Annotated in this window: 24 protein-coding genes; 4 read left to right on the forward strand and 20 right to left on the reverse strand. The window is 71.4% G+C overall.

All coding sequences use genetic code 11. The annotated features are described in order from the left end of the window. Positions 1 to 57: 57 nt before the first annotated feature. Together LHJ74_RS33210 and LHJ74_RS33215 are read right to left on the reverse strand one after the other, a co-directional pair. Complete coding sequence (locus tag LHJ74_RS33210) at positions 58 to 1,341, reverse strand: L,D-transpeptidase (protein WP_260222059.1); 1,284 nt, start codon at positions 1,339 to 1,341, stop codon at positions 58 to 60. A gap of 235 nt (positions 1,342 to 1,576) precedes the next feature. Next, positions 1,577 to 1,918, reverse strand: coding sequence for a hypothetical protein (locus tag LHJ74_RS33215; RefSeq protein WP_260222060.1), 342 nt, complete (start codon positions 1,916 to 1,918; stop codon positions 1,577 to 1,579). Between the two features lie 157 nt (positions 1,919 to 2,075). Here LHJ74_RS33215 and LHJ74_RS33220 point away from each other — a divergent pair, with 157 nt between their 5' ends. After that, entirely contained in the window at positions 2,076 to 2,462 is a 387-nt protein-coding gene (locus LHJ74_RS33220) for a hypothetical protein (protein ID WP_260222061.1), read from the forward strand. 18 nt (positions 2,463 to 2,480) lie between these two features. Here the strand turns inward: LHJ74_RS33220 and hutH are convergent, their stop codons facing one another. From hutH to LHJ74_RS33235, 3 genes are all read right to left on the reverse strand, one after another. After that, a complete protein-coding gene (gene hutH, locus LHJ74_RS33225; RefSeq protein WP_260222098.1) occupies positions 2,481 to 4,025 on the reverse strand; it encodes a histidine ammonia-lyase in 1,545 nt (514 codons plus the stop codon). Between the two features lie 132 nt (positions 4,026 to 4,157). Then, on the reverse strand, positions 4,158 to 5,318 hold the full coding sequence (locus LHJ74_RS33230; RefSeq protein ID WP_260222062.1) for a GGDEF domain-containing protein: 1,161 nt from the start codon (positions 5,316 to 5,318) through the stop codon (positions 4,158 to 4,160). 79 nt (positions 5,319 to 5,397) lie between these two features. Beyond that, positions 5,398 to 6,216 carry an enoyl-CoA hydratase/isomerase family protein gene (locus LHJ74_RS33235; RefSeq protein ID WP_260222063.1) on the reverse strand — a complete coding sequence of 273 codons (819 nt, stop codon included), beginning with the start codon at positions 6,214 to 6,216 and terminating at the stop codon, positions 5,398 to 5,400. A gap of 199 nt (positions 6,217 to 6,415) precedes the next feature. Here LHJ74_RS33235 and LHJ74_RS33240 point away from each other — a divergent pair, with 199 nt between their 5' ends. Then, positions 6,416 to 7,024, forward strand: a complete 609-nt coding sequence (locus LHJ74_RS33240; protein ID WP_260222064.1) for an HAD-IA family hydrolase — start codon at positions 6,416 to 6,418, stop codon at positions 7,022 to 7,024. A 162-nt stretch (positions 7,025 to 7,186) separates the two neighbouring features. Here the strand turns inward: LHJ74_RS33240 and LHJ74_RS33245 are convergent, their stop codons facing one another. From LHJ74_RS33245 to LHJ74_RS33310, 14 genes are all read right to left on the reverse strand, one after another. Further along, positions 7,187 to 8,101 (reverse strand): NAD(P)-dependent oxidoreductase, encoded by a 915-nt coding sequence (locus tag LHJ74_RS33245; RefSeq protein ID WP_260222065.1) that lies wholly within the window; start codon positions 8,099 to 8,101, stop codon positions 7,187 to 7,189. Positions 8,102 to 8,212: 111 nt separating this feature from the next. Beyond that, positions 8,213 to 8,566 carry a nitroreductase family deazaflavin-dependent oxidoreductase gene (locus tag LHJ74_RS33250; protein WP_260222066.1) on the reverse strand — a complete coding sequence of 118 codons (354 nt, stop codon included), beginning with the start codon at positions 8,564 to 8,566 and terminating at the stop codon, positions 8,213 to 8,215. A gap of 253 nt (positions 8,567 to 8,819) precedes the next feature. Further along, positions 8,820 to 9,914, reverse strand: a complete 1,095-nt coding sequence (locus LHJ74_RS33255; RefSeq protein WP_260222067.1) for an adenylate/guanylate cyclase domain-containing protein — start codon at positions 9,912 to 9,914, stop codon at positions 8,820 to 8,822. Between the two features lie 209 nt (positions 9,915 to 10,123). Continuing rightward, complete coding sequence (locus tag LHJ74_RS33260; RefSeq protein ID WP_260222068.1) at positions 10,124 to 10,987, reverse strand: biotin--[acetyl-CoA-carboxylase] ligase; 864 nt, start codon at positions 10,985 to 10,987, stop codon at positions 10,124 to 10,126. 75 nt (positions 10,988 to 11,062) lie between these two features. Beyond that, the gene (locus LHJ74_RS33265) at positions 11,063 to 12,076 is read right to left on the reverse strand and encodes a PDR/VanB family oxidoreductase (RefSeq protein WP_260222069.1); all 1,014 of its coding nucleotides are present in this window, start codon (positions 12,074 to 12,076) and stop codon (positions 11,063 to 11,065) included. Positions 12,077 to 12,087: 11 nt separating this feature from the next. Beyond that, positions 12,088 to 13,545: a purine-cytosine permease family protein gene (locus LHJ74_RS33270; RefSeq protein WP_260222070.1), complete on the reverse strand. Its 1,458-nt coding sequence runs from the start codon at positions 13,543 to 13,545 to the stop codon at positions 12,088 to 12,090. After that, on the reverse strand, positions 13,542 to 13,973 hold the full coding sequence (locus tag LHJ74_RS33275) for a Rieske (2Fe-2S) protein (RefSeq protein WP_260222071.1): 432 nt from the start codon (positions 13,971 to 13,973) through the stop codon (positions 13,542 to 13,544). Before LHJ74_RS33275 ends, LHJ74_RS33270 begins: the two co-directional genes overlap by 4 nt. Further along, positions 13,970 to 14,800 (reverse strand): iron-containing redox enzyme family protein, encoded by an 831-nt coding sequence (locus LHJ74_RS33280; RefSeq protein ID WP_260222073.1) that lies wholly within the window; start codon positions 14,798 to 14,800, stop codon positions 13,970 to 13,972. The genes LHJ74_RS33275 and LHJ74_RS33280 overlap by 4 nt, the downstream gene beginning before the upstream one ends. Next, positions 14,797 to 15,585 carry a dihydrodipicolinate synthase family protein gene (locus LHJ74_RS33285; RefSeq protein ID WP_260222074.1) on the reverse strand — a complete coding sequence of 263 codons (789 nt, stop codon included), beginning with the start codon at positions 15,583 to 15,585 and terminating at the stop codon, positions 14,797 to 14,799. The genes LHJ74_RS33280 and LHJ74_RS33285 overlap by 4 nt, the downstream gene beginning before the upstream one ends. Positions 15,586 to 15,594: 9 nt before the next feature. Beyond that, positions 15,595 to 16,089: a DUF6190 family protein gene (locus LHJ74_RS33290; protein WP_260222075.1), complete on the reverse strand. Its 495-nt coding sequence runs from the start codon at positions 16,087 to 16,089 to the stop codon at positions 15,595 to 15,597. Further along, a complete protein-coding gene (locus LHJ74_RS33295; RefSeq protein ID WP_260222076.1) occupies positions 16,079 to 17,245 on the reverse strand; it encodes an aminotransferase class I/II-fold pyridoxal phosphate-dependent enzyme in 1,167 nt (388 codons plus the stop codon). Before LHJ74_RS33295 ends, LHJ74_RS33290 begins: the two co-directional genes overlap by 11 nt. Before the next feature lie 211 nt (positions 17,246 to 17,456). Further along, the gene (locus LHJ74_RS33300) at positions 17,457 to 18,176 is read right to left on the reverse strand and encodes a DsbA family oxidoreductase (protein WP_260222077.1); all 720 of its coding nucleotides are present in this window, start codon (positions 18,174 to 18,176) and stop codon (positions 17,457 to 17,459) included. Positions 18,177 to 18,241: 65 nt separating this feature from the next. After that, a complete protein-coding gene (locus LHJ74_RS33305; protein WP_260222078.1) occupies positions 18,242 to 19,066 on the reverse strand; it encodes an oxygen-binding di-iron domain-containing protein in 825 nt (274 codons plus the stop codon). Positions 19,067 to 19,093: 27 nt separating this feature from the next. Continuing rightward, positions 19,094 to 20,032 carry a DMT family transporter gene (locus LHJ74_RS33310; RefSeq protein ID WP_260222079.1) on the reverse strand — a complete coding sequence of 313 codons (939 nt, stop codon included), beginning with the start codon at positions 20,030 to 20,032 and terminating at the stop codon, positions 19,094 to 19,096. A 108-nt stretch (positions 20,033 to 20,140) separates the two neighbouring features. Here LHJ74_RS33310 and LHJ74_RS33315 point away from each other — a divergent pair, with 108 nt between their 5' ends. Continuing rightward, complete coding sequence (locus LHJ74_RS33315) at positions 20,141 to 20,878, forward strand: TetR/AcrR family transcriptional regulator (protein WP_311203380.1); 738 nt, start codon at positions 20,141 to 20,143, stop codon at positions 20,876 to 20,878. A 14-nt stretch (positions 20,879 to 20,892) separates the two neighbouring features. On the opposite strand, the gene LHJ74_RS33320 is transcribed toward LHJ74_RS33315, so the two are convergent. Further along, complete coding sequence (locus LHJ74_RS33320) at positions 20,893 to 21,510, reverse strand: TetR family transcriptional regulator (RefSeq protein ID WP_260222080.1); 618 nt, start codon at positions 21,508 to 21,510, stop codon at positions 20,893 to 20,895. Between the two features lie 159 nt (positions 21,511 to 21,669). Between LHJ74_RS33320 and LHJ74_RS33325 the strand changes: the two genes are divergently transcribed. Then, positions 21,670 to 22,125, forward strand: coding sequence for a MarR family winged helix-turn-helix transcriptional regulator (locus LHJ74_RS33325; RefSeq protein WP_260222082.1), 456 nt, complete (start codon positions 21,670 to 21,672; stop codon positions 22,123 to 22,125). Positions 22,126 to 22,180 lie beyond the last annotated feature (55 nt).

Raw genomic sequence — 22,180 nt, forward strand, 5'->3', positions numbered from 1 at the left:
CTCCCGTGCCCCGCCCTGGTGCGCGTCCTGCGCGTGGTGCCTGTCAGCCTGCGACGGTCAGACCGCCGAGCCGCCCTGCCACTTGTCCCACGACATGTTCCAGCCGTTGAGGCCGTTGTCCGCCTTGATCGTGTCGTCCGGCGAGTTCTTGACGACGACGACGTCACCGAGCATCGAGTTCTCGTAGAACCAGGCGCCGTCCTGCTTCGGGTCGCCCGCGCCCTTGGCGTCGTTCAGCCCGACACAGCCGTGGCTGGTGTTCGCGGAGCCGAAGATGCCGTCGGAACCCCAGTAGTTGCCGTGGATGAAGGTGCCGGAGGTGGAGAGGCGCATCGCGTGCGGCACGTCCTTGATGTCGTACTCCCCCTTGCCCTCCTTGTCCGTGAAGCCCACGGTCGAGCCGTCCATCCGGGTCTCCTTGAACTTCTCGGAGATCACCATCTCGCCGTTGTACGTCGGGTTCTCCGCGCTGCCCGCGGAGATCGGGATGGTCTTGATCGTCTTGCCGTCCCGCACGACCGTCATCTTCTTGCTCTTCACGTCGACCGTGCTCACCTGCGCGTGGCCGACGTTGAAGGTGACCTTCTTGTCCTGCACGCCGGTGACGCCGTTGGAGGCGTCGACTCCGTCCAGGTTCAGATCGACGGTGACCTTCGATCCGGCCTTCCAGTACTCCTCGGGCCGGAAGTCGAGTCGCGTCGCGCTGAACCAGTGGCCGACGACCTTCTGGCCGCTGCTGCTGTTCACCTTGATCGCCGACTGCACGGCCTTCTTGTCGCTGACCGGCTTGTCGAAGTTGATCGAGACGGGCATGCCCACGCCGACGGTCTTGCCGTCGTCCGGAGTGAAGTAGCCGATGAAGCTGTTCTCCGGAGAGACCGTGGTGAAGGTGGACACCTCGTGTGCCTCACGGCCGTCGGAGTCCTTGGCGACAGCCTTGACCTCGTACTTCGTCGCCCGCTCAAGCGCTGCGGCGGGCTTCCAGGACTTGCCGTCGGCGGCGATCGCGCCTTCGACCGCCGTGCCGGACTGCTCGGCGACCATGGCGACCTCGGTCAGCTTGCCCTTGCTCACCGTGACCTTGCCGCCGGTGTTGATACTGGCGGTGTCGCTGCCGTCCTTCGGCTTAATGGATATTCGAGCCTCGGACGCTTCGTCGGCGGCGGCCTTGTCGGCCTTGCTCTGCGAGTCCGACGACTTGTCCTTGCCCTTGTCGCCGCTTCCGCTGCCACCCTCGTCGTCGCCGCCGCAGGCCGTCAGCGTCAGCACACCGCTCAACAGCACAGCCACCGCCGCTATGCCTTTGCGATGCTTCCCCACCGTCATCACACGCTTCTCCATCTGCTTGCTGAAGCCAAGACTCCCCGAACCACCATCGCTGCGTACGATCCCGTACCGGCGGAAACCGGACAAGCGTATCCCAGCTATACCTATGTACACGCGCCGCCGCTGTGATCCGTTCCACCCGGAGGGAAACTGTGGGACACGACACCTGATCGTGATTGCCCGACCCTGTCAGGCCGGCTCGGCCCCCGCGCCGCCGTCGCCCCATCCGTCCTGCCCAGCCCCTGTCCGGCTACACCTCGTCGAGCCAGTCACCGTCCTCGTGCGCACCCGGCTCGATCTGCTCGCTCCCCCAGCTCGCCTGCGCCAGCTGCACTCCCGGCACGTCCTTGACCAGGTCGAACGGGTCGACCAGATAGGAGAGCGCTTCCGCCGGATCGGTGGCGACGGCGTCGGTGTCGGCGGCGAGGCCGCTCCGCGCCGAGCGGAGGTCGACGCCCTCCGCCTCCCGTTCGGCACCCGCGAGGTGCTCGAGCGCGGCAGTGGTGAGGACGGCGGGATCGGCGATCTCGACAACGAGTTCCACCCGGAGCCGGACCTGTGGGGTTCCGGTCGGTGCAGCGTCAGCGCTCATGGCACGGAGGGTATGCCGAGCGGGCTCCACACCTTTCCCGCGACCCGCACAAGTCGTTAGCATCGGCCCTCGCACAACCGGTTCGCAGCACCCGGACCGCACCAGCACGACACCAGCTCCGGCACCAGCCGCACCACCAGCACCAAAGGGAGCACCCGTGCCCGCATCCTTCCCTGCCCGTGCACACCGTCGGCCACTGATAACGGCCGCCGTCGCAGGAGGGGCGCTGTTCGCCGTGTGGTTCGTCCCCTCCGCGGGCCCCACCGGGGAGGGGGCACCCGCACCTGAGACCCAGACCGTGGCCGCCACCTCCCCGAACGGCCCGAACGGCTCGCACGCCGAGTCGACGGGCGGGCCGCACACGGAGGACGAACTGCGTGCGGGATCCGCCATCGCCGTCGCCGAGGACGACGGGTCCGGCGTCAGCGGCTACCTCCTCGGCGGCCTCGGACTGGCCGGAGCCGCCGCCGCGGGCGGCGTGCTCCTGACCCGCGCCCGCTCCCGCCCCGTCTCTCAGCCCGCCTCCCCCGCGTCGCGCAGCTGACTCGGCACCGGCGCCGAATCAGCTGAGCGGCCCGGTGACCGACTCGGCGGCCGCGACCAGCCCGCCACCGCGTACGAAGTCCTCCGCCGCCGCCATGTCCGGCGCCAGGAACCGGTCCTCGCCCGCCCCTCGTACGCCTGCGTCGCGCGCCGCCGCGAGGACGGCACGGGACGCCGGAGCGGGCCGGGCGCCGTCCGACGCGCGCAGTTCGACGGCGCGTGCGGCGGCGTACAGCTCGATCGCGACGATCCGGGTGAGCCCGTCCACGGCCGTACGCAGCTTGCGGGCGGCGGACCAGCCCATCGACACATGGTCCTCCTGCATCGCGGAGGAGGGGATGGAGTCCACCGACGACGGCACGGCGAGCCGCTTCAGTTCATGCACGAGCGCCGCCTGGGTGTACTGCGCGATCATCAGTCCGGAGTCGACGCCTGCGTCGTGAGCCAGGAAGGGCGGCAGGCCGTGTGAACGGTTCTTGTCCAGCAGCCGGTCGGTGCGGCGCTCGGTGATGGAGCCGAGGTCGGCGGCGGCGATGGCGAGGAAGTCCAGCACGTAACCCACAGGCGCGCCGTGGAAGTTGCCGTTGGATTCGATCCGCCCGTCGGACAGCACCACCGGGTTGTCCACGGCCGCCGCCAACTCGCGGTCGGCGACCGTACGGGCGTGCGCGAGGGTGTCCCGGACGGCGCCCGCGACCTGCGGGGCGCAGCGCACCGAGTAGGCGTCCTGGACGCGGGGCGCGTCGTCCTGGAGGTGGCCGGTGAGTGTGGAGCCCGCCAGCACCTTGCGCATGTTCGCGGCGCTGGCCGCCTGGCCGGGATGCGGGCGGATCGCGTGCAGTTCGGGGGCGAGCACCCGGTCGGTGCCGAGCAGGCCCTCCAGGGTGAGTGCGGCGGTGATGTCGGCGGAGGTGAGGAGGCGGGCGAGGTCGGCGCAGGCCATCAGCAGCATGCCGAGCATGCCGTCGGTGCCGTTGAGGAGGGCCAGTCCCTCCTTCTCGCGCAGCTCGACGGGGGCGATGCCGTGCGCGGCGAGCAGCTCGCCCGCCGGGGCCACGGTGCCGTCCGGGCCCTCCGCGTCTCCCTCGCCGATCAGCGTCAGCGCGCAGTGCGAGAGCGGTGCGAGGTCACCGGAGCAGCCGAGGGAGCCGTACTCGTGGACGACGGGGGTGATGCCCGCGTTGAGCACGTCGGCCATCGTCTGGGCGACCTCGGGGCGCACACCGGTGTGGCCCGAGGCGACGGTCTTCAGGCGCAGGAACATCAGCGCGCGCACCACTTCGCGCTCGACGCGCGGCCCCATCCCGGCGGCGTGGGAGCGCACGATGTTGCGCTGGAGCTGGGCGCGCAGTCCGGGGCTGATGTGCCGTACGGCGAGGGCGCCGAAGCCGGTCGAGATCCCGTAGACGGGCTCGGGCTTGGCAGCCAGGTCCTCGACGAATCCGCGCGCGGCGGCGATGGCGGCCACGGTCTTCTGGGACAGCTCGACACGGGCCGCGTCCCGGGCGACCGCCAGTACGTCCTCGGCGCTGGTTCCGGACGTCTCCACCACCACTGTGTGCATATTCATATTCAGGCACCCTAGAGAGTGAATCGCAATCTGTCACGAGCGGGCCTCTCCTGCCCGGGGCCGGCTCCCCAGCCGACCCCGGCGCCTTTCGAGGCTCCTGGCGGCACGGCCAGGAGGAACGATTCCTCAAGGGTGCTCGCCCCGGAAGCGGCGCCGGTCCCCGCCCGGCTTGGCGGGGGCGTCGGCCAGCCGGATCACCGAATCCTCCCGGCCGCCGTCCCGCCCCGCGACCACGGGTTTCTCCGCACGCGCGGCCTTCGCACGGTACTGCGCCGCGTCCGCCAGCCGGAACAGCCTGCGTGCCGAGCGCACCGACCCGACCGCATCGCCCGTCGAGGCGACACCGCAGGCCACCCCCTCCCCCATCTCCAGCTGCCCGGCCCTGCGGCACACCTCGTCCGCCGTACGGACCACCTCGTCGGCGCTCGGCCCGACAGCGACCAGGCAGAACTCGTCCCCGCCCAGCCGGGCCGCCAGCGCACCCGGAAGTATCGCGCCGCACAGCGACAGCACCGAGCCGAAGCGTTCCAGCAGACGGTCGCCCGCGTCGTGGCCATGGGCGTCGTTCACCCGCTTCAGGCCATTGATGTCGCAGACCAGCAGGCTGACCACCGTGCCGTCCGCCCGGTGCCGCTCCACGCCCTCCTCCAGCCTGGCGTCCACGGCCCTGCGGTTGGCCAGGCCGGTCAGCGGATCGGTGAAGGCCAGCCGCCGCACCTCCTCCAGCCGCTCGTTCTGCGCGATCCCGGCGGCGATGATCGCGGCGAGCACGGTGGCGAAACCCGCGTCCTCGCGGCCGAAGACCGGCGCGTCCACCTCACGGGCGACGTACAGCTCACCCCAGGCCCTGCCGTGCAGCACGATCGGCGCCACCGCGCAGCTGCCACGCCCCCGGCGGCGCAGCGCGGCCACCCGGCCGCCTGCCCGCCCGGCCGCACGCCGCGCGGCATCGGCCGGTTCCGCTCCCCGCGCCGTCGCCACCCAGGCGTGCGGCTCGCCGCCGCCCGCCCAGCGCTCGTGCAGGAACTCGGTGATCTCCGGGAAGTCGTGCACCGGATAGGACTCGTCCGCCGGATACGCCTCCTCGCCCTCGGCCAGCACCCCGACGTTGACCAGCACCCGCAGCATGCCGCGCTCCCGCTCCCACACGGAGACGGCCGCGAACGATCCGCCCATCGCCTCGCGCGCGCCCTCGGCGGCAGCGCGCGCGGCCTCCAGGGGTGTGTGCGCCGCCGCCATGGCCTGCGCCAGCTCCACGACCGCGCGCAGCCGCGCGTCCTCTGCCATACCGCCCAGGTTAGAAGCGTTCACCGTCATATGCCCCGTCAACGGTGACGGCCGGTGATCTTGTTCCGGTCGCCGCCCCCTACTCCCCCGGCCACTGCGGCTCGCGCTTCTCGTTGAAGGCGGCCACACCCTCCGCACGGTCCCCGGAGAAGGCGACCTCGTGCCACGCCTGGTCCTCCACCTCCAGACCGGCCCGCAGCTCCACGCCCCAGCCCGCACGCAGCGCCCGCTTGGCCGCCCGCAGGCCGACCGGCGAGTGCGCGGCGATCCGCGCGGCCAGTGCCAGCGCCTCCGCACGGTCCTGGCCAATCGAAGCGAGCTGGTCGATGAGCCCGAGTGAGTGCGCCACCGGCCCGTCCACGCGGCGAGCCGTGAAGATCAGCTCGGCGGCCCGCGCGGTACCGACCCGACGCGGCAGCAGCTGCGTACCGCCGCCGCCGGGGATCACGCCGACCGACACCTCCGGCAACCCGACCACCGCCGTCGGATCGGCCACGATCAGATCGCAGGAGAGCGCGATCTCGAAGCCGCCGCCGAGCGCGTAGCCGTGCACGGCCGCGATGGTGGGCACGGGCAGCTCGAGCACCCCGGCGTAGGCGGCCCGCGTGTACGGGCGCTGGCTGGCCAGTTCGTCGTCCGTGAAGGAGTTGCGCTCCTTGAGGTCCGCGCCGACGCAGAAGGCCCGATCGCTGGTGGAGCTGACCACCACGGCGCGCACCGCCCGGTTCTCCGCGAGGTCCGCGCACGCCTCACCGAGGCAGCGGGCCATCTCCGTCGAGATGGCGTTCATCGCCTGGGGCCGGTCCAGCACCAGCTCCGCGACATGGGGCCCGCCCTCCCCGCCGGCCCCGCCCGCCGCACCGAATCTGACCTCGACCCACTCGCCGTAACGCGTCATCCCACACTCCCGTTAACGCTCGCTCACGTGTTCGCTGTGCGGCATCATCCCGTACGCACGCTCCACCGCGCCGAGCGGGCCACGCCCTCCCGCTCCCGCAGCCACGTGGACGTCCGGGTTCCCCGCACCTTTGAGGTGAACCTCCGGACGTCGGACGGGCACACCCTTCCGGAAGCGCGCACCGACCAAGGAGCTGACCGTGCCCGACCTTCCCTTCGACGCGGTGCTGTGCGACATCGACGGAGTCCTCCGGCACTGGCCGGACGCGGCGGAACTCGACCGCGCCCACGGGTTCCCCGCCGGAACACTCGCAGCCGCCGCCTTCGCCCCGCCCCGGCTGCATCCCGCGATCACCGGAGAGGTATCCGACGCGCAGTGGCGCGCCGCGGTGACCTCGGACATCGCCGGGGCACACGGCTCGGCGGAGCGTGCGGAGCGCCTGGTCGCCGCCTGGTCCGCGCTGGTGCCCCCGGTGGATCAGGAGGTGGTGTCCCTGCTGACCGGAGTGCGCGAGATCGTGACGCTCGCCCTGGTCTCCAACGCGACAACCCGCCTGGAGCGCGACCTCGGGCTGCACGGGCTGGGCGGCCTCGCGCACACCGTCGTGAACACCGCCCGCATCGGCGTCGCGAAGCCCGAGCCCCGCGTCTACCGCATCGCCGCCGAACGAGTCGGCGCCCCGCTCCACCGCTGCCTGTTCATCGACGACACGGCGGCCAACGCCACCGCCGCCCGCGAGACGGGCATGACCGCCCTCCACTACCGCCACCCCGACGACCTCCGGGAGGCCCTCGCACCCCTTCTCTGAGAGCCCCTGACAGAATGGGCGGTCGATCAGCTTGCGGCGTCTGGTGCGTGCGCTCGCAAGGCGGAGGATCGTCCTCGTACTGGGCGTACATGGACGACTCCGACAACGCGGCGAGCGCGCGTGCCAGACGCCGCAAGCCGACCGCCCATTCTGTTAGCGGCTCTAAGGGCGGGCAGCCCCGCGCCGCTTGCTGAGCGTCTCCACGACGCTCGCGATGCCGTCGGCGCCGTGCCCGGCGAGGTTCGCGCGCTCCAGCAGGAGGCGGGCCAAGTCCGGCACGTCCGTGTGGACGCCGAGCGCGCGGCTCGTGTCGGCGAGATGTGCCATCGCCGCCGCATGCACCGCCACGGTGCCGTCGGCGTCCGGGTACTCGCCGTCCCCGATCTGGCGGGCGTGGTCGGTCATCAGCGAGGTGACGAAGGGCATGTGACCGGCCGCCACCTCAGCGAAGGCGGCCGGGTCGACGCCTTCCGCGCCCGCCAGTGCGACCGCGTGGTAGAAACCCGCCAACGCGCCCCAGGCCAGGCCGAACAGCGCGGTGTCGTACACGGCGGCCAGTCCCGGTTCGCCACCGAGGTGCACGGGATTGCCCAGGCTCGCCAGAACCGGCCGGTGTGTGCGGAACGCCTCGCCGGAACCGCTGAAGACGAACAGCGCCTCGGGCCGCCCCACCAGCCGGGTGCCGCTCATCGCCGCGCCGTCCAGGTAGTCCGCGCCGAGCGCGGTGACCCGCTCGGACATCGTGCGGGCGGAATCCGGGGTGCCGGAGGTGAGGTTCACCAGCACCCGGCCGCGCAGGCTGCGTTCCACCGGTGCCAGCAGTTCCCGCACGGTGTCGTAGTCCGGCAGGCAGACCACGACGAGCGCGGCGGCCTCGGCTGCTTCGGTCGGAGTGCCCGCGCGGACGGCGCCCCGTGCCACCAGGGCGTCGGCCTTGGCGGCGGTACGGTTCCACACGGTCGTCGCAAACCCGGCGGCGAGGAACGCCTCGGCGAGGCGTGCCCCCATCTGCCCGAGCCCGATCACCGCGACGGCGGCGCCCTCTTCCCCTTCGTAGGCGTTCTCGTTCTCCGGCATGTGAAGGCTCCTTGCTCCGCGGGCGGGGCCGTGGGCCCCTTGTGTGGTGTGGCACCACTGTGCCGAGCGGCGCTGTCGCTCCACTGTCGGTCCGCTTTCGCTCGCTCCGGCCTATTCGCCCGGGGCTTCGACGGACGTGACCTCGATGTAGTCCTGCACTCGTGCGAGCCCCATGGCGGCGCGCGACCAGCGGGGCAGCAGGCGGCGGCCCGCGCTGCCGTGCAGGCGCCGGGGCTCGGTGAGGCGGTGGTGACGGCCGCGCCGGATCAACTGCCCGCCTCCGGCGGCGAGTACGTTCCGGACCCAGTCGGCGTCCTTCCCGTACACCAGGGCGATGACCCAGCCACGGTCGGTCCGGTACGCCTGCACCGGGTTCCGGTACGCCTTGCCGCTGCGGCGGCCGGTGTGCTCGACCACGGCGAAGGGCGGCAGACGGCGGGCCACGGGCCTCATGACAGGGTTCACGAAGCGGTCGATCCTGCGAAAGGCGCGGGGCAGAGGCATCGCGGGTCTCCAAGCGCGTCGTCGTCGTGCGGGGGCGGCGGGCACCGGCCGGGCCGGGCCCACAGCCGAGCACATCCCGCGGCCGGGGGCCACCCCGCCTCGTCGGTGGCGCGGTCCGCTCCGCCGAGGCGCCGGTCCGGAAAGCAAGCGTGGCGGATTACGGCCACCTGGCGGCCGTGATCCGCCACGCTCCCGCGCGCCTCGCGGCAGCGCGCTACGAACGGCGGCCGAGGAGCCAGGGTTCGACGATGCCCAGGCCGCGCACCGGGCGCTGGTAGAGGGGCTGGAGGGCGAAACGGAAGCCCGCGAGGTCGTCCTCGCTCTCCTTCTCGGACTCCGGTGCGTCGCCCGCCCCGGTGAGTTCCGCCCGGAAGGCGCCGTCGACCAGGACCGTGTCCTTGGGCGCTATCGACGTCAGCCTGCTGGCGAGGTTCACCGTGTTGCCGAAGACGTCGCCCATCCGCGTCGTCATGGTGCCGAAGGCGATGCCGACCCGCAGTTCCGGCATCGTCTCGTCGTTGGCCATGGTCTCGATCATGCGGAGGCCGATCTCCGCCGCCGTGCCCGCGTCCTCGGCGACATAGAGCACCTCGTCGCCGAGGGCCTTGATCAGCCGCCCGCCGTGGGCGGCGACCAGATCGGCGGCGGTGGTCTCGAAGGCCTCGACCAGCTCGCCCAGCTCCTCGTCCTCCAGCCGCCGGGTCAGACGGGTGAAGCCGACCAGGTCGGCGAAGCCGATCGCCTGCCGCCGGTCGACCATCTCGTCGTCGTCCTGGGTCTGCACGACCCGCCCGGTGGCCGCCGCCAGCTGACGCCGCCAGACGTAGACGAGGAACTCCTCCAGCTCCGGCAGCAGCAGCTGCACCAGCGGATAGGTGACTTCGTTCCGGGTCATGCCCGGCTCCGGCGGGTCGGTGAGGCCCTCCAGGAAGGAGTCGATCTGCCAGTCGGCGAGCCGCGCCGTCGTCTGGCCCGTCGAGCGGGCGACCTGCACGGCCATCGTCTCGCTGAGCAGCCCCGCCTCGACCAGGCCGGCGAGGCGCCGCAGCGCCAGCACGTCCGCCTCGGTGAGCGCGCGTGCCTGGCCGACGTCGGCGAAGCCCATGGCCCGCCAGAAGCGGGAGGCGAGCTCCATCGGCACACCGGCGGCGCGCGCCGCCTGGAACGGGGTGTACTGCCGTGGCGACCCGAGGATCAGCTCCTCGATGCGCAGGGCGCTGGGGTCGTCCTCCGGGCTGCCGTCGCGAGGGGTGGGGGGCTCTTCGGAGGGGTCCGCGTTCTCGGGAGTGTCCGGTTCACCGATGGCCACTGCCCGCCCCCTGCCAGGTCCGATCGTCCCTCTGCACTGCCCTTCCGTTCTGTTTCCCTGTGTGCTGAATGCCAACAATACGGCAGGTGTGCGCCAGCTCACTCGCACCCTGGCCGCCGCCTCTGCCCTTCAACCCGCCCGGTCGCCCCACCCGTCACTCCGCCGCCGCTTCGCCTCTGCCGCACCTCTGCCGAACCACTGCGCCACGGTCACTCCGCCGGGCGCAGGTGCACGATGTCGCCCGCGCCGATCGGCCGCTGCACGCCCTCCGGGGTGGCGAGTACGAGCCGCCCCTCGCCGTCGACCGCGACCGCCTCGCCGCGCAGCTCGCCGCGTCCGGGCAGCTCCGCCCGTACGGTGCGGCCGAGCGTCGCGCAGCCGGCAGCGTACGCCTCCTGGAGGCGGCTGGCGGACGGGTCGCCGTCGGCGGCGCTCCAGCGTCCGTACCAGTCCTCCAGCGAGCGGAGCACCGCACGCAGCAGGGGGTCACGGTCGGTGGCCGACGCTCCGGCGAGGGCGAGCGAGCCCGCGCCGGTGGTGGGCAGTTCGTCGGCGCGGAGGGAGACGTTGAGGCCGAGGCCCAGGACGACGGAATGCTCGCCCGTCCGCTCGGCGAGGATGCCGCCGATCTTGCGTTCCTCACCGTCGACGTCGGCGAGGAGGTCGTTGGGCCACTTCAGCGCCATGTCCACGCCCGCCGTACGGGCCAGCGCGCTCGCCGCCGCGACTCCGGCGAGCAGCGGCAGCCAGCTCCAGCGCCGCATGGGCGGATCCGGTTCGAGGAGGACGGAGAAGAAGAGGCCCGAGCGTGCGGGTGCCGTCCAGCGACGCTCCAGGCGTCCGCGCCCGGCCGTCTGCTCCTCCGCGATGAGGACGGAACCCTCGCGCGCGGCACCGAGGCGGGCGCGCTCAGCCAGTTCCGTGTTGGTGGAGCCGAGCGACTGCACGACCTCCAGCGAGCTCCACAGCCCGTCGGCCCGCACCAGCGCCCGGCGCAGCGAGGCAGCGCCGAGCGGTGGCCTCTCCAGGTCGGACCAGCGATTTCGCGGACTGTCGGAGGGATTCGGGCTCATACGGCCAGACTAAGGGCTGTCCCGTGATCCCTGGTGGATCACGGGACAGCCCTTGACGACCTGGTGCACGGCGGGTCACAGGTCGAGGGCGAGGAGACTCTGTTTCGACCGGCCCACGCAGATCATCATCGTCGTTCCGGCTTCCCGCTCGGCGTCGGTGAGGACCGTGTCGTTGTGCTCGGGCACGCCTTCCAGCACCTTCGTCTCGCAGGTGCCGCACCAGCCCTCCTCGCAGGAGAAGGCGACGTCGGGCTCGGCGTCCCGCACCACGTCGAGCAGGGTCCGGTCCGAGGGCACCCTGAGCGTGCGCCCGGACCTGCCGAGCCTGACGTCGAAGGCGCCGTCGGACTCCGGTGCGTTCGGCGGGCGCGACGCCTCCGGCGCCTCCGGCGTCGCGGCGGTGCCGCTGAAGCGTTCCAGGTGGAGGGCGCCCGGCGGCAGCAGTCGGGCGCAGCGTTCCTCGACCGCCTGCAGGAGCGCGCCGGGCCCGCAGGCGTAGACGGCGGTGCCGGGAGCGAGGTTCGCCAGTGCCTTGTCGAGGTCGGGGTGTCCGTCCGTGTCCTGCGGTACGAGGGTCACCTGCTCGCCGGGGAGCCGGGCGGCCTCGTCCCGGTAGGCCATGGAGGCGAGTGTTCTTCCCCCGTAGAGCAGGGACCAGGGCGGAGAGCCGGACGCCGTGGCCAGCTGCCGGACCATCGGGAGCAGCGGGGTGATGCCGATGCCCCCGGCGAGGAAGACATAGCGTTCGGCGGCGACCAGCGGAAAGTGGTTGCGGGGGCCGCGTACGCGCAGGCGTTGCCCGGCGAGCGGGGTGGTGTGGAGCTCCTCGGAACCGCCTCGGCCGGACGGCTCGCGGAGGATGCCGAGGCGGTAGTGGGTGCGGTCGGCGGGGTCGCCGCTGAGCGAGTAGTGCCGGATGCGGCCCGAGGGCAGCATCACTTCCAGGTGGGCGCCGGGCTCCCACGGGTCCAGGTGGGCGCCCGCGGGGTCGGCGAGGACGAGTCCGAGCACGCCGTCGGCTTCCTGCCGGGTTTCACGGACGAGCAGTTCACGGGCGGGCAGTTCATGGGCGGAGAGTGTGCCGTTCATCGGGGTTCCCCTCAGCGGGCGGACGGAGATGACGGCTCCGGCCACAGGCGGCGCAGCAGGGCGTACAGGGCTGCGGCTGTCACGAACGAGGCGGGCAGGCTCAGGTCGACTCCGCCGGTGAGCGTCGCCAACGGGCCCGTGAACAAAGGGTTGTTGACCCACAGGACACCGACGGCGGAGCCCACCGCGAAGGCGGTGACGGCCCGCGGGTTGAATCCGTGCGTGTACCAGTACCGGCCGCCCCCCTGCTCGGTGAAGGTCCGCAGGTCCCTCGCCACATAGGGGCCGCGCTGGGCGGAGAGGCCGACGGTGAGGACGGCCGCCCAGGGGGCGACGACGGTGAGCAGCAGGGTGACGAAGGCAGACATGGTGTCCATCGCCTCGTAGACCACCGCACCCAGGTAGAGCACGGCGAGGGCGAGGACGGAGACGGCGGCGGTGACGTGGGCCCTGGAGGCCCGCCAGAACACCGAGTTGGCGGAGAGGCCGGCCGCGTAGAGGCACAGGGCGCCCTGGGGCAGGGTGCCCGCGAATCCGAACAGCACCACCACGACCGCGAAGGCGCCGGGTGTCGCGTCGGTGAGCCCCTGGAGCCAGGGCGCGTCGGGGACGGGGAAGAGGGTGGTGACATAGGCGCCGGTCAGCAGGGCGGTCAGGCTGCTGAGGAACATCGCGGTGCCGCTGTTCCAGACCAGCCGGCGCGCTCGGGTGTGTGCGGGCATGTAGCGGGTGTAGTCGCCCTGGAAGGTCGCGTAGGAGAGCGGGACGGAGGCCGAGGCGGTGGCGGCCAGCAGCCAGGTGTGCAGGGCGCTGTCCAGCACGAGGTCGCCGCCCGCGTAACCGGGGTCGAACTGCGGGGCCAGCACGAGGACGACGCCCGCGAGCACCGCTCCGCCCGCCAGGGCCGTGATCCGGTAGGTGCGCACCAGCGCGTCGTGTCCTCGTACGGCGACCAGCACGACGGCGGCGGCGGTGATGAGCATCGCGACGGTGAGGGCGGTGGGCCCCGTGGGGGTGGCGAGTATCCGGTGTCCGGCGACCATGACGGCCGTGCCGCCGGTCCAGACGGCGATGGAGAAGAAGCCGAGTGCGGTGACGACGGTGATGAGGTTGCCGATGACGCGTCCGCGTACGCCGAAGTGGGCGCCGCTGGACACCGGGTCGTTGGTGCCGGTGCGTGCTCCGAGCCGGGCGAGCGGGGCCAGCAGCGCGGTGCCCGCGGCGACTCCGGCGGCGATCGCGGTGGCGGAGGCCCACCAGCCGAGGCCGAAGACGACGGGGAGCGCGCCGAGTACGACGGTGCCGAAGGAGAACTGCGCGGAGGGCCAGATCCAGCCGAAGTCGCCGGGGGTGGAGGTGCGCTGTGCGTCGGGGATGGGGGCGATGCCGTCGACGGCCGTGGCCTCGGCGGGCCCGGCCGCCCGGGGCGGCGCCGCGCTGGGCGCCGACCCGGGCGAAGTGACCGTCATGACGTCGCTTCCACTGCGGTGTTGGCGGCTGCGGTGGTGCCGCCGCCGGGGTCGTCGGGGGGGTCGACGGGGGCGGCCGCGGTGAGGGCGGCCTTGGCCGACGGGTCGTCCTTGGTGCCCGCGGCGGGCTGGGCGCCGGTGAGTGCTTCGAGGGCCGAGGAGTTGAGCGGGGTCTCCGGGAGTACCGCGAAGATGCGCAGCGGGTCGCAGGCGGGGCCCGACACGCGCTCGCCGCTGTCGAGGTCGAAGGTCGCGTGGTGCAGCGGGCACCTGATGCGCAGTCTCGCCGCGTCCACATGGCCGAACTTGAGCTTCCCGGCGCGGTGCGGGCAGTGGGCGGCGGCGAGGACCCGGCGGCCGGCGACGTCGACGAGCACGAGGTCTTCGGTCACCTGGTGTACGGCGGAGGGGGTGTCTTCGGTGGTCATGTGCCGACCTCCCTCGCCTTTGCGGTGGCGGTCGCGTTGGCGCTGCCGACGATGTCGCTGGTGAGTCGTACGCCTGCCCAGACCTTCGCGAGGTCGGGCTCCTCCAGTGTCCGGATCGCGTTCCGCATGTGCGCGCTGTGGTACGTGTCGATGTAGAGGTGCTCGGTGTAGTAGGCGCCGTGGGCGATGCCGAGGCGCTTGGCGGCCTGGGCGTGCGGCTTGAAGCCGTAGAGCACGCTGGATTCGAAGTAGGTGTAGGCGCCGAGGAAGTACTCGGGCTCAGGGGCCCGGCTGGCGAGCCAGTGGAACATGTTGACGTAGGCGTAGTTCTCCGGTGCCGTGACGTCCAGGTACGCCTCCAGGTCGGTGGTCATGCCCAGTTCGGTGAGCAGGTCGCGGTAGAGCTGGGAGTGGGACTTGTCGTCGTTGCCGCAGCCGAGTTCGTCGATGAGGACGCGGAAGACGGCCATGCCCGAGCGGTAGGGAAGCCGCGGCACGACGGGCAGCAGGGATTCGGATTCGGTGAGCCCGTCGAGGGCGAACTGCTCGACGACCACCTTGAACTGATCGAGGGTCGCCTGCTCCCCGAGGAAGACGGCGTCCTCGTCGTTCGCGGTGGCGGCCTCCTCCTCGGCGAGGAACTCCTTGAGCGCCTGGAGCAGTTCGCGACTGGAGCCGAAGGCCGGCGCACTCTCCTCGTACGCGCGGGCGAGGGGGTTGATCCACTCGTCCTCGATGGCGATCATCGCGGCATAGCCCCCGGCATCGGGCACTCGGCGGTACAGATCGTGCAGTGTGCGCTGGGCGCCGAGCGTCAGGGCCGTCATGACGGCTCCTCGCATATCGTGTCGGAGTCGATGACGCCTCGGATGCGCAGCTCCTTCTTGACCCAGCGGTACCAGTCGTCGCGGAAGACCCCGTGGCGCTCGCAGACGGTGTTGATCTCCTGCTGCCGCGCGGCGGTGGGGTCGGCGAGCATGTCGTTGCACAGGGCGGGTTCGAGGTTGGCGAGCGGGCCGATGAAGCCGTCCACACCGGTGGCCTCGGCGAGGAGGTTCTCCCAGCCTTCGAAGACGGGGATTCCGGTGCCCGCGGCGGCCATCCGGCGGGTGAAGGCGGGGTCGCCGCTGGACTCCTTGATGCCGACGATGCCGGGGAGTTCGCACACGCGCTGGAGGGTTTCGTACTCGATGCGGTTTCCGGAGAGCGCCTCCTCGTTGTAGAGGAAGACGGGGACGGGTGTGGCGGCGCGCAGGGCCCGGTAGTGGCCGAGGATGTCCTCCTGGGTGACGCTCGCGCCGAAGGGTGTGGTGACGACGACGGCGGCGGCGCCGAGGCCGGCGGCGGTGCGGGCCCGTTCGATGACCGAGGCGGTGTCGGGGAGCTGGATGCCCGCCAGGACCGGGAGCCCGTGGGAGTGGCGCACGGTGTGGGCGACGATGTCGTGCCACTGCTGCTCGGTGAGCCTCCAGCCTTCGCCCGAGGTGAGGGCGGGCATCAGCGCGGTGACGTCGTGGCGGATGTGGTCGACGAGCCGGGCGACGCTCTTCTCGGCGACGCGGCGGTCCTCGTCGAGGGGGGTGATCAGCGGGACGATCGTACCGGTGTACATCTGTGCTCCTCAGAGTTCTCGGGATGCCACGGTGAGCATCAGGGAGTCGCGGTAGAGGCGTTCCAGGCTTTCGGGGAACGCGGTCTCGGCGGGTGGTGCGGTGAGCGGCGCGACGGGAAGGTCGGTCCGGTGGGTGAGGCGGGGGCTGGCGGTGTGCAGGGTGCCGCCGTGGTTGATCACCTGGGCGAGCAGCAGGCGCTCGTGGGCGGGCAGGGCCGCCAGTTCGGGGGCGGTGAAGGCCCGGCGGACATCGGTCTCGTCGTAGCCGGTGCGGACGATGTCCATGTCGGTGTGGAGGACGTCCATGAACGGGTAGTAGGCGTCCTGCTCGGCGCGGCTGAAGCCCCAGACCAGGTCGTCGCAGCGGCCGACCTGTTCCCAGCTGAGCCGCACGCTGCCGTCGAGGTGGCCGGTGAAGAAGGCCTTGGCCGCGAGGCGGACCGCGTCGTCCTTGCTGTGCATCCCCATGAACAGGGTGGCGTCGATGTACGGTTCAGCGCGCATAGCGCTCGACCACCTTGTTCATGCGCTCCATGGCTCCGGCGAAGATCTCGGGCTCCCGGGCCAGGGCCAGGCGGATGTAGTGCTCTCCCTCCTCGCGGTGCTTCCAGTAGAAGAAGGTGCCGGATAACACGTAGACCTCCTCTTCGAAGAGGACGGCCTGCAGTTCGGTGGAGGTGAGCGCTTCGTCCTTGATCCGGAACCAGGCGACGCTGGTGCCGACGACGGGCTCCTGGAACTCCAGGATGGTGCCGCTCAGGGCCTCGCGGGCGGCCGCGGAGTTGGTGGTGATGATGTCGCGGACGGAGCCGAAACCGTCGGCGATCGAGTCCTCGATGTAGTGGCTGACCATGTTGAGGACGAACGGGGAGACGTTGAGCAGGACGCTTGTGTGGAGGTCGTAGACCTCCTTGTGGATGTCCCGGCTGGGGGTGATCATGGCGGCCTTCGCGTCCTGGATGGGCCAGGTCTTGCCGGTGTCCTCCATCACCATGTAGGTGACGCCGGACTCCTCCAGCAGCTTGTAGATGTCGACCCGGCCCATCTCCTCGTCGCACAGGGCGAAGGAGGCGAAGCAGAAGTCCATGACGAGGACCTTGTCGTGGTCCACGCAGTAACGGATGACCTCGCTGAAGCCCTCCAGCTGCTGGGCGAGCAGGGTGAAGCCGGTCGGGTTGTTCGGGTCGACCAGGTAGATGGCGTCGGCGTCGACGTGCTCGGCCAGCTGGTCATAGATCTCCTCGGTCCGGTGCAGGGTGTGCTCGGGGAACGCCGAGATCGGGACCTGCATGTTGCGCAGCAGGTCGACGAGGTTGTCGAAGCAGGGCTCGATGAGGGCGACCGAGAGCCCGCGCTGCTTGAGGTACATGCCGGCGACCATGGTGGCGACGCTTGCGGAGTACGAGAGCATCGTGCGGCCCATCTCACGGGCGGTGGGCTGCTGGTGGAGGCGGAAGAACGCGTCGAGGAACTGCTCCTCGAAGTGGGCCTGCTGCTTCTCCTCGGACTCCAGCCAGAGGGCGGGAAGGCTGGCCACGATCTTCTGCTGGGTCTCGGACTGGCGCTGGTGCGTGTGGGCGTCGGCGAGGTTGAAACGGGTCTTGAGGGCCTCGATCTCGTGCTGGGTGAGGTCCACGAAGGTGCTGACGTCTGCGGTCATGGAATTCCTCCTGGTGGTTTTCTGCGGGTGATGTTCACCCGGTCACTACGAAAACCATAGACAGGAAAGCACCGGGAGCGAATCACGGGCGGATTGCACAATCAATTATCACCGCTATCTTTCCGCAGTTGGCCACTCCGAATGACAGCACACGCAAAAAGGCATTCCACCGCGGTGGAATGCCTTTCGCGCGGCGTGTCCGCCCTGCGTATTACACGGCGGCCCGCAGCAGCAGGTCCTCATAGACCTTCGGGTCGTCGGAGTCGATGACGGGCCAGCCGATGCCGTACGAGCCCTCCCAGCGCACGTCGATGCCGGGGTTCGCGTGGTCGCTGCCGTCCGGCAGGAACAGGTGCGGGCTGCAGCTGACCCGGTCCGTCCTGGAGAGCGCGGTCTGCTCGGAGAGCGCGCTGCGGGCCCGGCCGTCGTCCAGGGCTTCGGCGAGCGCCCTGGCGTCGATCACACCCGTGCTCTCGGCGACGTCCAGGATCACCTTGCGGTGGCTGATGCACCGCGATTCGGCCCAGAACGCCTTGCGCAGGCCGAGGTCGAGCTGCTCGGACGCCGTGCGGCTCTGCTCCTTGGCCGCCAGCACGGCCTCCAGCGCGGGCAGGGTGGTGGAGGGGTAGAGCCAGTCCTTGGACTGCCACAGCTGCCAGCCCGCAGCCGGCTCGAGGCTTGCCATCCTGGCCACCTCACTGTCGGTGCCGGGGCGCGGGCTGGGTGCGTCGTTGAGCATCTCCAGCGGGAAGGCGCGCAGGTCGAAGCCGACGCGGCCCTCCAGGCCGAGCCGGGCCCGGGTGGCGTGCAGGCGCTGCACGGCGATGTGCGCGAAGGAGCACCAGATGTCGGAGAAGACGATGACGGTGCCTTGCGCGGGGGTCAGGTCCGCGGAGGCCGGGTTCGCGGAGGTCGGGGAGGTGTCGGTCACGAGGTTCTCCTAATGCCGGGAGGCGTGGTGTGCGGGGGCGGTCATTTCAGCTGGGTCCGGGGTGTTCAGCCGGTTGCCGGGACGGCGGCGGCCGCCGCCTCGTGGGCGTCCAGGGCCGCCTCCAGGTCGAGGTCGGCGCCGGGCAGCCAGGACGGCAGGCCGGGGATGCGGGCCATCGCCGCGAAGAGTGCGTCGATCCGCCCGCCGGCCTGGTCCACCGTCGGCCCGTGGGCACTCAGCAGCCGGGCGGGCGACAGGCCGGCGAGCGTCCGCACGGCCTGCCCGAACTTCCGGGGATCGGCGACGGCGGTCCACGGGGCTATCGCGCGGTTGAGGATGTCGAATCCCTCGAAGAACTCCTCCTCGGGTATGTCGGAGATATGTCTGCCGATGGACGGGAGCACGGTGCCGAAGCTGTCGGAGCTGAAGAGCGTGCCGTCCAGGTGGTCGAACACCGCGAGGGTGCCCGGGCTGTCGAAGGTGGGCGGGCGATAGAAACTCAGTTCGCGGCCGCCCGCTTCTATTCGGTGCCCCGGATTCACCGTCACCACCCTTTCCCGGGGAATTCCGAATTCCTCGGAGAGGCGGGTGAGGGTGATCGCGTTGGTGAGGAGCTTCGCCTGCGGCGCGGCGTCCAGGACTGACATCAGGGATCCGGTGTGGTCCCGGTCGTCATGGGTGACCACGATCCAGCGCAGTTCGCGAGGGTCCACGAGCGACCACAGGGCGTCGAGGAACCCCTCGCGGTCCACCGGCATGCCGGTGTCGACGAGGAGCGGTTCGCCGGACCGCTGCAGGAAGGCGTGTGTCGGCTGGTCGCCCAGGCCGGGTATCGGCAGGCGGGAGGCGAGGACGTGGAGATCGGGCCCCGCGCGGTAGGTCTCTGTCATCGTGCGCCCTTCCCTGTCGGCGGTCGCTCACACGAACTGGATGGTGACGGAGCCGACGAGCAGCAGGCTCAGGCCCGTCAGGCGGCGGCTGGTCAGGGCGCGCTGGGGCAGCCGGAAGAGTCCGCGGTGGTCGATCAGCGCGGAGGTCAGCTGCTGCCCGGTGGCGGTCAGGGCGATGGTCACGGCCGCGCCGATGGCGGGGATGAGCAGGAAGGTCCCCGTGACGTACGCGGCGGCGCAGGCGCCGCCCAGCCAGCCCCACCACGGCATCTTGCCGAGCGGTGCCACCTTGGGCTTCGGGGTGCGGCTCGTCGCGTAGAGCACCAGCAGGACGACTGCGATGGTGAGGGTGGCGACGGCGAAGCTGATCACGGCGACGGTCAGCGGCGAGTCGAGTTCCTTGCGCAGCTCGGCGTTGACCGCTCCCTGGACCGGCAGCGCCGCGCCCGCCACGAGCGCCAGCGTGTACCAGCCGACCCGGCCCATCGGGGAGATCTTGGCGGCGCCGGGCACCGCGGCGGCCTTCGGGCCCTTGATGATCACAACGATGCCGGCCAGCACGGCGAGCGCGCCGAGCACGATGCCGGGGTTGAGCGCCTGCTTGTCGAGACCGAAGAGGCCGAACAGGTCGAGCACGAGCGAGCAGAACATCTGCCCGGTCACGAAGAGGCCGATCGTCGCGAGAGCACCGAGCCGGGGGATCAGCAGTATGCCGCTGGTGATGTAGAGGGGACTGGCCAGCCCGCCCAGCAGGTGCCAAGTCTCCACGTCGGGGAGCTTGTCGAGCGCGCCTAAGGCGCCGGCAGCCACTGCCAGTGCCGTCAACAGCCCGGTGGCCACTCCCAGTTGGATGGTCGAGGCGCCGTAGGGGGTGCCGACGGCGGTGTTCAGCTGGAGGTTCACCGAGGCCTGGACGGCGAGCAGGCAGCCGACCAGGAGGGCCACGGCGAGAAGCGCGGTGTGCATGGGATTCTCCTCGAACGGGCAAGTGGACACTGTGTCCACTTAGCATAGGCATGAAGAGGTCAAACGGACAAGCTGTCCGTTTGTTGTTCCGGAAAGTAGGGTCGACACATGAGCAACGGCGACGAGCACCACCGCGGACAGCCGGCCACGCTCCATGAAGGGCGGCCCGCGAGCGGGCCCCCGGCACGTACGGACCACGCACTCGGCGACCTCCAGGCAGTCACCCGCCCAGGCCACGACACGGACAACGGCGCGGACGGCGGCGCAGCCGCGAGGCCGGGCCAGCGCGCGGACGCGGTGCGGAACCGCTCGCAGATCCTCGCCGCCGCCGAGCGGCTGTTCAGCGAGCAGGATCCGCGCACGGTCACCATGGGCCGGCTCGCGAAGGCCGCGGGAGTCGGGCGCGCCACGCTCTACCGGCGCTTCCCCGACATCTCCTCGGTCGCGGTGGCCCTGCTCGACGAGCACGAGGCCCGACTGCAGGGGCAGCTGGTGTACGGGCCGCCGCCGCTCGGTCCGGGCGCCCCCGCCGCCGAGCGGCTTGCCGCCTTCTACCGGGCGGCCGTTGACCTGCTGGAGCACCATCTGCCGCTGGCGCTGGGCGCGGAGACCGGATCCGCCCGCTTCGCCACCGGCGCGTACGGCTTCTGGCGCGTCCATGTGCGCACCCTGCTGAGGGACGCCCGGTTCCCGGATCCCGACGCGGTCATCGACATCCTGCTCGGTCCGCTGGCTCCGGAGCTCTACCAGTTCCAGCGCCAGACCCTCGGCCTCTCCGCCGAGCGCGTCGAGCGGGCTCTGGAGCGGACGGCGCTGCGGCTGCTCGAACCGGCAGCCGGCGCCTGAGAAGCTGTCGCCCATCAGGACTCCAGGGCGGGGAGGATGAGCCGCCAGATCCGCTCCAGCCGTTCCGGCGCCGATCCGTCCAGCGCGCCGGTCTCACCCAGCCACGGTTCGCCTGCCGGAGTGCCTGGCCGCCGCGTCGCCAGCTCCACGCCGGTGACCACATAGGTGATCAGGGCGGCCACGGCGGTGGCGTCCGCACCGGAGCGCAGCGTGCCCTCCTCGGCAGCGGACCTGACCAGCCGGGCCACCTCGCGCCGCCACGGACACTCGGAGGCGATACCCTCACCCGACCCCAGCTCCCTGGCCAGCCGCTCACCGGCCCGCGCCACCTCGTCCGTCGCGAACAGCAGGGTCAGCTCGTGGGTGACGGCCACCAGCTTCCGTACGGCCGACTCACCGGCGCCGTCGGCGATCCGGATCGCCTGGCCGGTCACCTCCCGCGCCTGACCTCGCACGCCCTCGGCGAGATCGGCCTTGGTCTCGAAGTGGAACGTCAGCGCTCCCGTGGTCACCTCGGCCTCCCTCCCGATCCGCGCGAGTGACGCGCGCTCATATCCCTGACTGTCGAACACCCGTGCTGCGGCCCGCAGGATGCTCGCCCTGGTCCGCTCCGCTCGCTGCTGAATCGCCATGCCATCCCCCCGGGCACCACCCGCCGCGACCGGCGGGCAGCAAGGACTGGGTTTCCAGAAAGCTTTACCGAAAGCAACAGTAGCAGAGATACCGAATCGCGATAGCTTTTTTGAAAGCTTTTCTAGCGGGGACCGCCTTCGGCCGTGCATGCTGGTCCCATGACGACGAAGAGCCACCTCCCGCAGCCGCCCGGCACCGCGCAGCTCCTGGCACGGCAGACGGTCCAGCTCGCCGCGGTCATGGACGCCGCTGCCGAGAAGGCCGCCGCCGCCTCCGGACTCACCCGCGCCGACGTGGACGTACTGCACTCCCTGCACCAGGCGAGAGGCCGCCTGACACCCAGCGAACTGGCCGCCGCCTGCCGCCTCTCGTCCGGCGGCACCAGCAACATCGTCCGCAGGCTCGCGGCCTCCGGCTATCTCATCCGGGAGGCCAACTCGACGGACGGGCGCAGCAGTTGGGTGCAGCTCACCGAGGAGGGCAGCCGACTGGCACAGACGGTCACCGACGCCGTGGACGCCGGACACGAACGGCTGCTCCAGCGGCTTCCCGACGGCCTCGCGGAGCAGCTCAGCCGCCTGCTGGGCGACGCCCTGACGCAGCTGGAGCGCTGAAGCCGGGCGTCGCCGCTGCGCCTGCCGGGCAGTCGCCCGCCCCTCAGAAACCCGC

The sequence above is a fragment of the Streptomyces gossypii genome (assembly GCF_025165795.1).
Classification (GTDB): domain Bacteria; phylum Actinomycetota; class Actinomycetes; order Streptomycetales; family Streptomycetaceae; genus Streptomyces; species Streptomyces gossypii.